The following is a 13,853-nucleotide window of genomic DNA, read 5'->3' as shown; positions in this document are numbered from 1 at the left end:
ACGCCCCGAAACGGCGTCGGCCGGCTCCCGAGTTCTTACGGATCCGTGGGTTTGCGCGGCCGGCGGATACAGCCGAGCGCCACGGTTCCCGCCGCGACGATGGCCGCCAGTGCGAGCAGGCTGAACCACATCCCGTGGCTGAACGCGGCGCGGCCGGCCTCCGCGAGGTCCTGTCCGGCAGGGCCGTACTGCCGGGCGACGGCGAGCGCACCGGCGACCGAGCCGTCGGCCGCCTGCTGCGCGGGCGCCGGCAGCGCCGCCGTCGACGCCTTGACGGTGCCGGTGTAGGTGGCCGAAAGGATGCTGCCGGCGAGCGCGATGCCCAGCGCCGCGCCGATCTCGCGGGTGGCGTCGTTGACGGCGGAGGCGACGCCGTACTTGTCCGGCGGCACGTTGTCGAGGATGGCGCTCGTCGCGGCGGGTGCGGTGAGGCCGAGGCCGCCGCCCAGCACGCACACCGCGACGGCGAGTGCCGGATAGCCGCTGTGCGGGCCGAGCCTGCCCAGCAGCACGACCCCGGCCACGACCGTGGCGAGGCCGAGGCAGGTCAGGGTGCGCAGGCCCAGCTTCCGCGCGAGCGGCGCGGAGGCCATCGCCAGCGGCAGCAGCGAGACCGCGATCGGCCAGAGCACCAGGCCGGACTTCAGCGGTTCGTAGCCCTTCACGAGCTGGAGGTACTGCGCCATCGCGAACAGCGCGCCGAAAGCGGCGGTGAACTGCAGGGTGACCGACAGGGCACCGGTGCTGAAGGCGCGGTTGGCGAAGAGCCGGACGTCGAGCAGCGGTTCGGCCCGCCGCGACTCGAACCAGCCGAAGAGCCCGGCCAGCAGGACGCCGGCGACCAGCGCCCCGAGGACGACCGGGCTGCTCCAGCCCAGGTCGGCGGCGCGCAGGATGCCGAACACCAGCGCGCCGATCGACAGCGCGCTCAACGCGGCGCCGAGGTGGTCGAACGGGTGCCGGCGGCTTTCCCGGGAGGTCGGCACCGTGCAGGCGGCGACGGCCAGCAGCGCGGAGAACACCGCCGGGCCCAGGAACACCGCGTGCCACGAGAAGTGCTGCAGCAGCAGCCCGGCGACGATCAGGCCGAGCAGCCCGCCCAGTCCCGCCACCGCCGCCCACAGGCCGATCGCGCGGCCGCGGCCCGCGGGCGGGAAGCTCGCGTTGATGATGGACAGTGTGGGCGGCATGATCAGCGCCGCGGCCAGGCCGGTGACCGAGCGGGCCGCGATCAGGCCGGCGGCGGACTCGGTGAGCAGGGGTGCCGCGCAGCTGACGGCGAACACCACCAGGCCGAGGACCAGCACGCCCCGGCGGCCGTAGCGGTCGGCCAGCGCCCCGGCCGGCAGCACCAGTGCCGCGAGCACGAGCGTGTAGACGTCGACGACCCAGGTCTGCTGCGACTGGTCCAGCCCGGTCTCGGCGGCCATGGCAGGCAGTGCGGTGTTCACGATCGTGACCATGCCGATGACCATCCCGACGGCGGCGCACATGACCGCCACCGCCCAGGCCCGGCGGCCGGGCGGCAGTGCCAGTACGCGCATCACACCTCGCTCGGCCGGAAACGAAACCAACGGTATCGTAGCAGTACTGTCGGTTCTGAATCGCTCGTCGCCCGGGGTGGGAGGAGAATCCGTTCGATGACGACGCACGAGCTCCGCCGCGACCCGCGCCTGGACCGTTCGCGCGCGGCGATCCTGGCGGCGGCCGTCGCGCTGCTGTCCGAGGGCGGGATCGAGCGGGCGACGATCGAGGCCGTCACGGCGCGCAGCGGGGTGGCGAGGTCCACGCTGTACCGCCATTTCCCGAACAGCGCGGAGCTGCTGGCGGCGGCGTTCCAGGAGCTGCTGCCGCCGCTGCCGGCTCCCGGACCCGGCGGGACGCCCCGGGACCGGTTGCTGCGGCTGGTGCTCGGCCAGGCCGAGCAGCTCGCGCACGCCCCGACGATGGTGGCGGTCGTGTGGATGACGGCGAGCGGCCTGTCCGGCGAGACCCCGGCGGGCGCCGACGAGCGCACGAGGCTTGCCTCGTTGCGGCGGCACATCATCGACAGCTACCGCCGGCCGTTCAACCCGGTGCTCGCGGAGTGCCTGGCCGGGGGCGAGCCGCGGGAGGGTGACCTCGACCTGGCCGCCGCGCAGCTGATCGGCCCGCTGCTGTTCAACGCCCTGATCACCCGGCGCCCCAACGACCGCGCCTTCTGCGCCCGCCTGGTGGACGACTTCCTCGCCGCGCACGGTTGAGGGGACGCTCTGTGTACCGGTTCGGCGGCATCCGGAAGCAGATCGAGGACGTGGTGGTACACCGGCAGGATGACTGCGGCGCGGCGGCGGAACCGGTGGTGGGTGGTGCTTTGCTCGCCGGCTGCGCTCCGGGGCCGTGCCAGGCTCCCGCACCGAGCCCGCCGCCCACACCGGCATCGGCGACCGTTTGTACCGTGCCCGGGGGAGTCGAGGCGACGATCAGGGCCTTCCTCGCCGCCTACAACGCCGGGGATCCCGCGGCCGACTCCTACTTCCCGCGCGACGGCGCGCCTTCGACGTCGGTGACCCAGGCGCCCTTGCCCTCGGCCACGACGACCGGCAACGGGTGGTAGTTGCGCGCCAGTGCCGCTTCCGCGCGTGCGATCTCTTCGGTGGTGACGGACAGCCAGGCTACGGGTTCGGTGGCGATTCCGGCCGGGCTCGCGGGGGCGTGCGCCTGGGCGCGACGGCGGCCGCGGTGGGGCCGGTCCAGCGTGTCGGCGATCCGGGACAGGCCGAAGTTGATGACGATGTAGATCGCGGCGGTGACCGCGTACGCCGCGCTGCGCGAGGTCCCCGTCCAGATGGTGGTGGGGGCCGAGGACACCGAGACCTGGGAGATCGCCGAGCCGGACATCGACGCCGGCGGCGACACCCGGGTGGCGCGGCTGACCGCGTTGCGGCGCAACTTCGAGGCCAACGGCATCGACGTGCGCTTCGACCTGGTGCCCGGGATCGCGCACCGTGGCCTGCAGCTGCAGGCCACGGTCCAGCAGTTCATGTCCGAGGTGCCGGCCGGCCGGTCGTGAGCGGTCGCGGCCGGGCCGCGTGACAGTAGTACGCAGGCCGATCCACGGGGAGAGCACGAATGACGGAGAACGGCGAAGGCGGGCAGCGCGGCTCGCTCAGCGCCCGCATCAACCGCAACCTGGCCGGGATGTCGCGCGCGGAGTGCATCGTCGCGGAGTACCTGCGCGACCACGGCCGCCACGCCATCTTCGCCACCGCCGAGCAGATCGGCAGCGCGACGAAGACCAGCGACGCGACGGTGGTCCGCACCGCGAAGTCCCTGGGCTTCGCGGGTCTGCTCGACTTGCGCCGGACCCTCGCCGCGGAGGTGGTGGTCGAGACCAGTGCCGCCCGCCACCTCCACGGCGAGCGCGCCGGGGGCACGGACCGGGCCACGGGGGAGGAGTCGGTGGTGGCGAAGGTGTTCGCCGAGGCCGCCGAGCGCCTCGCCGCGACCTTCCGGCTGGTCGACGAGGACGAGTTCAGCGCCGCGGTCGACCTGCTCGACGAGGCGCGTGAGGTGCTGAGCTTCGGGCTCGGCGGGTCCGGCATGCTCGCCCGGTACCTGAGCATGCGGCTGACCCGGATGGGCAGGCGGGCGCGCGCGAGCTGGGCCACGGGCTTCCAGCTCGCCGACGACCTGCTGGAGCTGCGTGCGGACGACCTCATCGTGTTCTACATCCCGAGCAGGCTGGTGGGTGAGATCGAGGTCCTGCTCGACCACGCGCACGCGGTCGGCGCCCGGGTCCTGCTCATCTCCAGCTCCCTGGGCGCGCTGTTCGGCGACCGGGTGGACGTCACGCTGACCGCCACCCAGCCGGTCACCAACTACACCGGGGAGATGCTCACCGGCGAGGTGCTGACCGACGCGCTGCTGCTGGAGCTGGCCGTCCGGGATGAGGGGCGGGCGACGCGGACCTCGGAGCTGCTGACGTCGCTGCGCTCGGAGCTGGTGCACCCCGACGAGCGCGCGACCGTCCCCAGGCGCCGCGCCGCCAAGCGCTCGGGCGCGGCGGAGCGGTAGCTCAGCCACCCTTCTCCTGTCCGACACTGCCGAGGTGCAGGCGGAGCCGTTCGGCGGCCGCGGCCCGCCTGCCGGCCAGCAGCAGGTCGGCGATCTCGACGTGCTCGCGGCAGCGGACCGCCGCCCGGTCCCGGGGCAGCGAGCGGCGGTACTCGATCAGCCGGCGCAGGTCGTCGGTCCGGCGCAGGGCGTCGATGAAGAACGTGTTGCCGCAGCAGGCGACGATCGTCTCGTGGAACTCGCGGTTGCGGGCGAACAGCTCCGCGTTGCCCACCGCCGCGGCCCCGCCCGCGGCCGGCCCGGTCTGTTCGGCCCGCACCCGCTCGACACCCGCCCTGTCCAGGACGAACCCGGGCTCGAGCAGCGCGGCGGGCTCGATCAGCAGCCGGAACCGATAACTGTCCACACAGGACATCTGTGAGGTCGGCAGCGACCGGAACCGCCAGCCGTAGCCCGGCAGTCGCTCGAGCCAGCCCTCGGCGCTGATCCTGCGCAGCACCCGTGCCAGCTGGGCCGCGGTGAGCCGGTACCGGCGCCCGAGCGCGCTTTCGGTGACCCGGTCGGGCAGCACGCCGTCGAGCCGGTCCGCGGCGATCCGCAGGTACAGCTCCTCGTCCGGGGCGGTCACCGCGGTGTCGTCCAGCAGCGCACCGGGGTCAGCGTGTGGCGGCTGCACCACTCGTACCAGGATCCCTCGGCGCTGATCGTGGCCGCCGCGCGGTGGCTGGTGTCGCCGGACGTGCTGGAGCTGACCTGGCACTTCGTGGAGTCGCCGTTCATCGACCACCTGACGCTCCGCTTCGACGGCGACGAGGTCGTCCTGGAGCGCCGCGTCAACGTCAACTCCGGTCCCACGGCGCTGCCGCCCGCCCGGGGCCGGGGGCGGGACTGACTTCGACGACCAGCGGGGGAGAGACATGACCACGCTCGGGTTGCCCGGCAGCGGCACCGGAATCGACGAGGAGATGCTCGACGGGGCGTGGGAGGTGGTGTCCCGGCACCTGCCCCCGACGCCGCTGATCCCGTTCCCCCAGGCCGGGTTCCCCGTGCCGGTGTACCTCAAGTACGACGGCGCGCAGCCGATGGGCACGTTCAAGGTCCGGGGCGCGCTCGCCGCGCTGACGGCCTACGGGGCGGCGGGCAAGCCCGTGGTCACGGCTTCGGTGGGCAACCACGCCCTCGGCATGGCCTACGGCTCGCGGCTGCTCTCGGTCGACTCGACGGTCGTGGTGCCCAAGACCGCGGCACCGGTGAAGATCGCCGCGCTGGGCCGGTACCCGATCAACCTCGTGCTGGAGGGCGACGACTTCGACGGCGCGGAACGGCATGCGCTCGACCTGGGCCGCAACGGCATGCGGTACGTCTCCGCCTACACCGACCGGTACGTGATCGCGGGGCAGAGCACGCTGGCGACCGAGGTGGCGAACGTGCTGGACGAGGACTTCACGGTCGTCGTCCCCGCCGGCGGCGGCGGTCTGCTCAGCGGCGTGGCCCTCGGCGCGCGGCGGGCGAAGCAGGACGTGCGGGTCGTCGGCGTGGAGGCCGACGCCTGCCGGGCGCTGTCCACCGCGGTGGCGGCGGGCCACGTGGTCCCGGTGCCGATGGGCGAGACGATCGCGGACGGGTTGTACGGCAACCTCGAACCGTCGTCGATCACCCCGCGGATCGTCCGCGACTGCGGCTCGAGCTCGGACACGTGGCCGAGGAGTCGATCCGGCGGTCGATCCGGGAGCTGGTGGCCGGTGCGGGACTGGTGGCCGAGGGCGCGTCCGCGACCGCTCTGGCCGCGCTGCGCGACGACCTGGTGCCCTTGGGCCGGGCGCAACAGCAGCACGACCGCGCTGGCCGGGATCCTCCGCGAGGACTGAGCGTCCACAGTGGACAGTTCCTGGTCAGGGGCGGCGGGAACGCTGGTCGCCGGGGGCGAGCCTGGTGCGCAGGGTGGCGAGCAGCTCCGCGTGCTCCGCGGCGGCGCCCGGGTCCCGCTTGGCGAGTGCCAGCAGGAGGCAGTCGAGCAGGAACGTGGCGCTGAGCCCTTCGGCGGTGAGCCGGCTGGGCGAGTGCACGGCGGTCAGGGTCACGTCGACCTGACTGTCCAAAGTGGCGCCGAGCGACTCGGTCAGCAGCAGCACCCCGGCCCCGGCGGCGCGGGCGTGGCGCACGAGCGTCCGCATGTCGGGCAGCAGGCGTTCCGGCGCGTTCAGCACGACGAGGTGACCGGGCGCGAGCGGGAGCAGGTCGTCGGCGAGCCGGAAGCCGGTCGCCGCCGAGCTGCGGGCGCGCCGGCCCAGCCGCCGCAGCCGCATCGCCAGGTAGCGCATGGGCAGCTCGGACAGGCCGAGGCCGTAGCCGATCACCTCGTCGGCCCCGGCGAGCAGGTCGACGGCGGCGGTGAAGGCGGGCCCGGCGAGCAGCCGTCGGGTCTCGGCGAGCCGCTCCATGGACTCGGCGAGCAGCTCGTCCGCCAGGGACGCCGGGTCGTCGCCCGCCTGCTCGACCTTCTGCCGCAGCCGGGCGGCGGGGGTGTCGGAGACGACCTCGTGCCCGACGGCGCGTTTGAGCTCGGGCAGCCCCGAGTAGCCGAGCGCCTTGACGGTGCGGACCACGGTCGCGTCACTGGTCCCGGCCAGCTCGGCCAGCTCGGCCGCCGTGGAGAGCACGATCATGCCCGGGTGCTTCCACAGGTACTCCGCGACCCGCTGCTCGGCGGGCGACAGCTCGCCGGTGCGCCGCCCGATCCGCGCGGCCAGCGCACCGCCGTCTCCTTCGCTTCCGGTCACGTCCCGCAGCGTACCGACATCCCGCCCGGGACGCGCCGGTCGCGGGGCAGCGGCAGGCCGGCCGCCCGTGCGCAGTGCTTCAGGAGTACGTCCAGTGGCCGAGCCAGGACTCGCGCCAGGCGACGGTCAGCTCGCCGACGCCGTCCACATCGGACTGGTCGACCTGCGCCTTCCACGCCTCCTCCAGCGAGACGCACAGCTTCGACGGCGGGGACTGCCCGCTGCTCGCGGAGAACCGCTGCAGCACCGGCTTCGGGACGGCGAGCTTCGCCTTGCCGCGCACCACGGACTGCTCGGTCGCCCGGCAGATCAGGTACTCCACCGTCGCCGCGTCGGCCAGCGACCGCTGCCCCGCCTCGCCGGGCAGCCGCGGCACGAGCGTGGCCATCGCCCGGTACAGGCAGTCGAGCGGCGCCGCCAGGCCCCGGTCCTGCCGCGCGACCTCCCAGGAGACCCACACGGCCAGCGAGTCCGGCATGAGGTGCGGCCGGTAGGCGAAGGCGGGCCCGAGGAAGGTCTGGTAGTCGATGGCCGGATCGGGCGCCGCCGGGGCCTGCTCGACCGGATCGGGCCGCAGGCCCAGCCGGTTGAACAGCTCGCGGAGCAGCTTGCGCGGGCGCGCGGGCGCGGAGCCTTCCTCCAGCAGCTTGCCCAGGATGCGGTTCAGGCGGTCGGCGGCCACTCCCTGGATCGACAGCTGCAGGTGCACGAACGCCAGGTCCGCCAGCGACGTCCCCGTGCAGCCGGTCACGCCGACCTGCGGATACCGCTGCAGGAACGACACGATCGCATGCGTGGACCCGATCCGCGCCGGGCCGGCGAAGGTCACCGGCAGGCAGGTGCCGATCCGCTGCCGCGAGCGGAGATCGCCGTTGTAGAGCGGGGAGAACTCACCCTCGGCGTGGCACACCTCGAACCAGTTGCCCGGCCGGTGCCCTGGCCGGGTGTCGGAGATCCAGAAGCTGAACCCGTGCTTCTCGCACAGCTCGCGGATGCGGTCGCTCAGCTCGAACCGCCGGGCCGCCGAGGTGTCCCGCAGCGCGATGGAGAACCGCACCGCCAGCGACGAGCAGGCCGACGCGATCTCCTTGCGGGTGCGCAGGTCGTGGTTGCGGGTCTTGACGATCGTGGGCAGCTGCGCGGGGCACTGCAGGGTCAGCAGCGGCGCGCCGGCGAGGCCGGCCGCGGCCTCGGAGATCTCCTTGGTCACATCCCGGATCGCCAGGCCGTGCCATTCGCTCAGCTCCCGCGCGACCGGGTCGATCCCGATCAGCCCCTCGAAGGTCTGCGCCGACTCGTAGATGAAGGTCGGGTTGGGCCACGCCGCCTGCCGGAAGATCCAGCCGTCCGCCGCGGGCTGCGGCGGTTCCGCCTGCTGCTGGCCGTCCTCCAGCTCGACCGTCTCAGCCTCGTCCGCCGGCTTGCGGGTACGCGTCCCGATCGCGACGCCGCCGCCGTTGGTCGCCGAGCACAATGTCTCCAAGAAGGTCGCGCCGGTGGTGAGATCGCGTAAATATCCTTGCCGCGCCCGGATGTGGTGCACCTCGTAGTCCACTTTGGTCACCGGACGGCGGGCGATCTCGAACCCCGCCCTGGCCAGGTCTGCCACGTTGCGGATCGACGCGCCCGGATCCCCGGGTAGGAGAGCCATCGGTACCCCCAGAAGAGTCGAAGCGGACGTTGGGCAGGCGCGGGCGCCGCCGCGTCCGGGCGGTCGTGCCCACCCAGCGTGGCACGCCGATCCGCGACAGCGGTACCGCCGACTCGTGCCAGGAGCGCTGGGCGAACAGGAACAACGCGGCGAGCACCGGCAGCCCCACCGCGACGGTCAGCGAGAGCTGCACGAGCCGGCCGGGGCTCTGGGTGGCGATCGTCGCGGCGAACGCGGCCGCCGCCGCGATGCTCAGCTGTCCCAGCGCCCTCGGCAGCGTGCCGAGGTAGCCGACCACGGTCCGCCGGGGCGGCAGGGACAGCCGGGTGTAGAGGAAGCCCGGCACCAGCAGCAGCATGGTGATCACCGACTGGCCGTCCCCGATGTGCGCGAGCGCGGCGGTGGCCGCCCGTCCGTAGGGCCAGGGCGTGCGGGCGAGCAGCCAGCCGAGCACGAAGGAGACCATGGCGACGGCCAGGGCGTAGACCAGCACGTTGAGCGGTCCCGACTTCGTGGAGTCCTTGAGCACCAGCCCCGCCCGCACACGCACCTGCTCGCCGCGCACGTCGTCGCGGCCCGACCTCCGCCAGTAGGCGCGGGCCTCGTTGTCGCTGACGGTGCCGACCAGCACCAGGTCCTGGCCCAGCTCCCGGTCCGTCAGCTCCCACCCCGCGGCCCGCAGGTTCGCCACGGTGAACTCCGGATGCCGCCGCAGCGAGTTGTCCAGCTCGTTGGTCTCGGTGCGGACCGCGTCCCCGGTGATCGCCGCCGCCGCGAGCAGGTGCGCGACCGGCAGGTTCTCCTCGGGCAGCTCCACGCCCGACTGGCCCGCCTCCCACTTGCGGCGCCGCAACAGGTCCGCGAGCCTGCGCAGCACCGTCTGCGCCTGCAGCTCCAGGATCTTGTGCGTGGCGCCGCCCGACTCCTGCAGGCCCGCGGCCTCCTGCCGTTCGGCCAGGGACTCCAGGTCCGCGGCCAGCCCCTCGACCAGATGGCGGTCGGAGTCGGTGGACAGGTACATCCGGCTGATCTCCGCCTCGGGGGAGGTGCCGGCCACCAGGTGATAGGACTTCAGCGTGGCCGGGATCGTGGTCTCGTAGGCGACGAAGTAGCCGCGGCGGCTGGCCAGGAGGCGTCGCCGCTGCTCGGTCCACCACGGCGCGCGGGCGTCGACGTGCAACGGGGTTTCGTAGGTGAGGCGGTGCTCGTCGACCGAGTCGTCCAGCGCGACGACGAGCAGGTAGTCGCGCACCGCGACGTCGAGCAGCTGCGCGTACTCGACCAGCAGGTCCGCATGATGGCCGAGCACCTGCAGCGCCATGTCCCGGCACTGCCTGCCGTAGCCGGGGACGGTGCCCGCCGCGGGCGGCAGGACGAACTCGTCCGCCGGGTGGTTGCGTTCGGTGAGCAGGGTCAGCAGCGCCTGCTGCACCAGCCAGCGGGGTTCGTGCACCTGGTACAGGAACGTGTTCAGCTCGTGTTTCGCCGACTGGGCGTGCTCGTCGCCGGCGAGGATTCCGCGCAGCAGCAGGTAAAGCCCCGAGGCGAGCAGGCGGGACGCCTCGTGCTGGGTCAACCGCGGCAGCTTCTGCCCGGCGCTGTCGTAGACGTCCACCGGCGAGACGTCGCGGCGGGGCAGCCGGGCCAGCGGCACCCACAGCGACCGCTGCCGCGGGCCGCCGGCGGGGGCGCGCACCCCGTGCTCCTTGCCGAGCAGGTCGTGCAGCTGCGCGGTCGCCTGGCGCTGGCCCTCGTCGAGCAGTTTGAGGCCGACGTCGACCTCGGTGATGCGCCGCGCGCTGCCGTGCTCGACGACCGTGAGCCGCTCGGTCAGCCTGCGCACGTGGTTGAGCCGCAACGAGGTGTCCAGCAACGCCAGGCCGATGGCCGCGCCCGAGTGCGAAAGCCGTGGCGGCGCCCCGGGAATGGGTATCGTCGCGATCGCGTGCCGGAGACTGTCCATCCCGTCCACGTCTTGGAGACGCGCTGACATCACCGTCCGAAACGGCCGGAACCGAAACAGTGAGGAATTACGGCCGTTCGGCTCAGTGAGCTAGGCCGGATGCGCCGTCACCGAGGTCAGTGGCGCGTCTCCCGCGCGCCAGGACGGGGTGGCGACCGAGACGTAGCGGCCTTCGGCGTCGACGGGGATCTCCGTTCGCCGCGCTGTCCGGCCTCGCGCGGGAACCGGGGTGTAGGCGCGGCCGTCGTGGCTCAGGCCCAGTTCGACGGCCGGCAGCCGGCCACCGGCCCAGTCCAGGACCACGTCGCCGATCATCCGCACCGCGCCCAAGTCCACCACCATCCGCCCGCTCGGCCCCGGCGTCCACGACGTCCTCCCGTCCCCGTCCACTGCGGCGGCCGGGTCCGTCATGCCCGGTGGCAGGACCGGCGGCGCCGGGAACGTGTCGGCGCCGAGCGCGAGGTCGTCCAGCGGGAACGCCGTCACGCCCGGCACGACCACCGTCCTGGTACGGCCCGGGCTCACCTGCACCGGCAGCGTCCGGCCGGACGGATGGGCGAGCAGCAGCAGGGACCGCGGTCCGGTGAAGTCCACGGTCTGTCCGTTGTGGACGGTTACCGTGGTGCCCGCGGGAACCCGGCCGCGCAGCCGGAACCGGGGCGCGAACAGCCGTCCGCTCCCGGCGTCGAGGCTGACCCGCAGCGCGCTGCCGTCGGCGCCGACCGTCTGGATGCCTTGGAACAACGGGACGTCCTGTGTGCCGGGGACGGTCACGGTGACCGTGGCCGCGGCGGTGCCGAGGTTGAACACGCAGAGGTAGCCGTCCACGAGGCTCGCCTGCACGGTGCTCGCGGACACCACCGGCGCCTGCTGCCGCCGGATCGCGGCGAGTGCGTCCGCGGAGCGGCCCACGTAGCCCTCGACGAGAACCGGCGCGTCCGGACCGTCGGAGAGCACGATCCGGTCCCCGTGCACGGTCAGCGGGTTCGGCCCGCGCACCACGAACCCCGCGCGGTCGTCGACCGAGAGCCAGCCGCCTTCGCTGCGCACGTCCGGGTCCGGGTACGCGGCGAGCTCCTGCCACCCGGTACCGTCCGCCGAACCCTGGATCAGGTACTCGCTGCCGGCGGCGGACTCCCAGAACAACCGCACCCGGTCGACCCGCACGGACGCGCCGAGGTCCACGGCGAGCCAGCTGTCCGCGCGGGGACGCTCCGCCTTGGCCACGGCCCACCGCGTGCTGTAGGAACCGTCCACAGTGTACGCCGCGTCGCGTCCGGCGTCGGCCGAGGAAGCCGAGGCCGGCCGGTTCAGCGCGAGGTCCGGGCCGGTGGCGCCGTCGCGGACCTCGACCTCGAACAGCGAGTAGCCGTAGACGGGATGCGGTGTAACGCCGAGCACCCGCACGTAGCGCACGGAGGTCGCGGCGAACACCAGCTCGTCCACCCTGGTCACCCCGGCCGGGGGCTGGATGCCACCGCGCTTGCCCGAATCGACCGACGGCACCGAGACCCTGCCCTCGGCGAAGGTGTAGGTGCGGTCCCCGTCGAGACCGGCGACCCCTGGCATGGTCAGGTTCTGCACCGAGACCTGACCGTCGCCGGTGCCGAGCCCGGAACTGGCGTAGACGACCGAACCCGTCGGCAGGGTGGCCAGGCCCGCCCGGCCGCCGGCGAACGAGAGCACCGTGCTGGAGCCGTCGAACCCGTCGCGGACGGCCAGGTACACGCTGGTGGCCCGGCGCGTGGGGGAGAGGCTCGTGGCGGGCAGGAACATCGGGGTGGCGCCGCTGACCACGAACAGCCAGTCGTCGTGCGCCGGCTGCCAGGCGAACTTCGTGAACCCGGGCTTGCTCACCGCCCCGGCCCACGCCGCCGCGCTCTGTTGCGCCACGAGACCCGGCCCGTCGCCGAAGTCCCGCACCCCGCTCGCGGTCTGGAACAGGCGCTCCCGCGAAACCGGGGTCACCGCGGGCGACCGGCGGGCACGCCATTCGTGCAGCAGGTAGCTGATCGCGAGCTCGGCGCGGGCCTCGGGCTCGTACTTCGGTTCGCCGGAGAACTTCGTGATCCGGATCGCCGGGGCGTAGTCCTGGTACGGCTCCAGCCGGGCCGCGAGCTCCGCCTCGGCCCGCGCGGCGAAGGGGTCGTCGAGGACCTGGGAGCGGAACGCCAGCGGGATCACGTCCCGGCCGTAGAGGTGCTCGCGGTCGTTGACCATCGGCATCAGCGGCTCGCCCGCGTCGCTCATCGCGAGCAGGATCGTGCGCCAGAGCCGCTCGCCGTTCGGCTGCGCGGTGAGCACCCGTGGCAGCGGCTGCCCGGCGAGCAGGAAGTGGATCGCGTTGCGGCCGGAGGTCCGCCAGAGCTCCTCCTGGTAGTGCGGGCCGAAGGAGCCGTGGTTCTCGACGATGAAGGTGTCGTAGAGGTTCGCCGCGGTGTTCGCCGACACTGCGACGCCGTCGACGAGCGTGGGGGTGGCCAGGTCCGCCGCCGGGAGCCCGGTTTCGTTGCGGCTCCACCGCCCGAACAGCTCGCGCCACCGCGGCGCCGCGGGATCGTCCGCGGCCCAGGCCAGCGCGGGCGCGAGCGACTGCGCGTAGACGCCCATCTCCTCCAGCTTGGTGTCGCCGACGAACCCGCCGGTCAGTCCGTTCGGCGTCCAGCCACCCGAGCGCGGGTCGTCGGCGGTGCCCAGCGAGGCGGTGTACGCCGCCTGCCCGCGGACGATCCGGTCCACCGCCGCCCGCGTCGCGTCGTCCAGATCCGTCCACAGTAGACGTGCGGCGAGGACGAAGTAGGACTGGAAGGTGGTGTCGAAGAACAGGGTCTCGCCCCATTCCGAGCCGCCCGCGACGACGTTGCCGGCGGCGAAGTGCCTGATCGTCGCGAGGGTGTGGGCGCGCAGGGTTTCCCGGTCGACGCCGGCCAGTGCGGCGTCGTAGTCGCCGCGGGTGAGCAGGACGGCGTTGCCGAGCACGACGGCGAAGGAGAAGTCGGTGGCGCGGTAGTAGCCGAGCGTGGCGTCGAATTGCTGTTCGGCCCACTGGGTGTGGCGCAGTAGCACGCGGTAGTACGTCGCGGCGACCAGGTCGGGTGCCGCACCCGGCCGGTCCCCGGGTGCCGCCGCCACGGCCGGGGCGGCCATGCCGGCGAGACCCGTGGCCGCCGCCAGCGCACCCGCCGCCTGCAGCGCCTGCCGGCGGTTGACCCGGAATGCGTGCTCGGCCATCCACCACCACTTTCCGGCCCGCGGGAGGCCTCGACAACGTTGTCAGCGCGAAGTCGCCTCCCAGTTTTCGATGCCGCCCCGGGCGGCGTCAAGATCTTCGGTGGGTACCTGTCCGAATCCTGTCCGGTGCGCAATCACCGGTCGCGCGCCTGTCCTCGAGTGCGGCGGCGAG

General features: G+C 73.4%; 12 protein-coding genes. 5 read left to right on the top strand and 7 right to left on the bottom strand.

What is annotated here, in order from left to right:
- Nucleotides 1–35: 35 nt before the first annotated feature.
- Nucleotides 36–1,544, bottom strand: a complete 1,509-nt coding sequence (locus LWP59_RS22815; protein ID WP_144641130.1) for an MFS transporter — start codon at nt 1,542–1,544, stop codon at nt 36–38.
- A 96-nt stretch (nt 1,545–1,640) separates the two neighbouring features.
- Between LWP59_RS22815 and LWP59_RS22810 the strand changes: the two genes are divergently transcribed.
- Nucleotides 1,641–2,243 (top strand): TetR/AcrR family transcriptional regulator, encoded by a 603-nt coding sequence (locus tag LWP59_RS22810; protein ID WP_144641127.1) that lies wholly within the window; start codon nt 1,641–1,643, stop codon nt 2,241–2,243.
- 268 nt (nt 2,244–2,511) lie between these two features.
- Here the strand turns inward: LWP59_RS22810 and LWP59_RS22805 are convergent, their stop codons facing one another.
- Nucleotides 2,512–2,850 carry a hypothetical protein gene (locus LWP59_RS22805; protein ID WP_144641124.1) on the bottom strand — a complete coding sequence of 113 codons (339 nt, stop codon included), beginning with the start codon at nt 2,848–2,850 and terminating at the stop codon, nt 2,512–2,514.
- Between LWP59_RS22805 and LWP59_RS22800 the strand changes: the two genes are divergently transcribed.
- On the top strand, nt 2,828–3,052 hold the full coding sequence (locus LWP59_RS22800; protein ID WP_144641121.1) for a hypothetical protein: 225 nt from the start codon (nt 2,828–2,830) through the stop codon (nt 3,050–3,052). The two genes, LWP59_RS22805 and LWP59_RS22800, sit on opposite strands and share 23 nt — an antisense overlap.
- A 59-nt stretch (nt 3,053–3,111) precedes the next feature.
- The gene (locus tag LWP59_RS22795; protein ID WP_144641119.1) at nt 3,112–4,056 is read left to right on the top strand and encodes a MurR/RpiR family transcriptional regulator; all 945 of its coding nucleotides are present in this window, start codon (nt 3,112–3,114) and stop codon (nt 4,054–4,056) included.
- A gap of 1 nt (nt 4,057) precedes the next feature.
- On the opposite strand, the gene LWP59_RS22790 is transcribed toward LWP59_RS22795, so the two are convergent.
- Nucleotides 4,058–4,735, bottom strand: a complete 678-nt coding sequence (locus LWP59_RS22790) for a GntR family transcriptional regulator (protein WP_222425596.1) — start codon at nt 4,733–4,735, stop codon at nt 4,058–4,060.
- Here LWP59_RS22790 and LWP59_RS22785 point away from each other — a divergent pair.
- The gene (locus LWP59_RS22785; protein WP_222425595.1) at nt 4,718–4,948 is read left to right on the top strand and encodes a hypothetical protein; all 231 of its coding nucleotides are present in this window, start codon (nt 4,718–4,720) and stop codon (nt 4,946–4,948) included. The two genes, LWP59_RS22790 and LWP59_RS22785, sit on opposite strands and share 18 nt — an antisense overlap.
- A gap of 25 nt (nt 4,949–4,973) precedes the next feature.
- Nucleotides 4,974–5,924, top strand: a complete 951-nt coding sequence (locus tag LWP59_RS22780; RefSeq protein ID WP_144641113.1) for a threonine ammonia-lyase — start codon at nt 4,974–4,976, stop codon at nt 5,922–5,924.
- A 24-nt stretch (nt 5,925–5,948) separates the two neighbouring features.
- Here the strand turns inward: LWP59_RS22780 and LWP59_RS22775 are convergent, their stop codons facing one another.
- From LWP59_RS22775 to LWP59_RS22760, 4 genes are all read right to left on the bottom strand, one after another.
- A complete protein-coding gene (locus tag LWP59_RS22775) occupies nt 5,949–6,836 on the bottom strand; it encodes a MurR/RpiR family transcriptional regulator (RefSeq protein WP_229857194.1) in 888 nt (295 codons plus the stop codon).
- A 79-nt stretch (nt 6,837–6,915) separates the two neighbouring features.
- Nucleotides 6,916–8,310 (bottom strand): hypothetical protein, encoded by a 1,395-nt coding sequence (locus LWP59_RS22770; RefSeq protein WP_229857195.1) that lies wholly within the window; start codon nt 8,308–8,310, stop codon nt 6,916–6,918.
- Nucleotides 8,240–10,450, bottom strand: a complete 2,211-nt coding sequence (locus LWP59_RS22765) for a hypothetical protein (protein ID WP_229857196.1) — start codon at nt 10,448–10,450, stop codon at nt 8,240–8,242. Before LWP59_RS22765 ends, LWP59_RS22770 begins: the two co-directional genes overlap by 71 nt.
- 90 nt (nt 10,451–10,540) lie before the next feature.
- Complete coding sequence (locus LWP59_RS22760) at nt 10,541–13,681, bottom strand: discoidin domain-containing protein (RefSeq protein WP_144641106.1); 3,141 nt, start codon at nt 13,679–13,681, stop codon at nt 10,541–10,543.
- Nucleotides 13,682–13,853: the final 172 nt, after the last annotated feature.

Source organism: Amycolatopsis acidiphila, from assembly GCF_021391495.1.
Taxonomy (GTDB): domain Bacteria; phylum Actinomycetota; class Actinomycetes; order Mycobacteriales; family Pseudonocardiaceae; genus Amycolatopsis_E; species Amycolatopsis_E acidiphila.
This window is presented reverse-complemented; position numbering and strand designations above follow the sequence as displayed.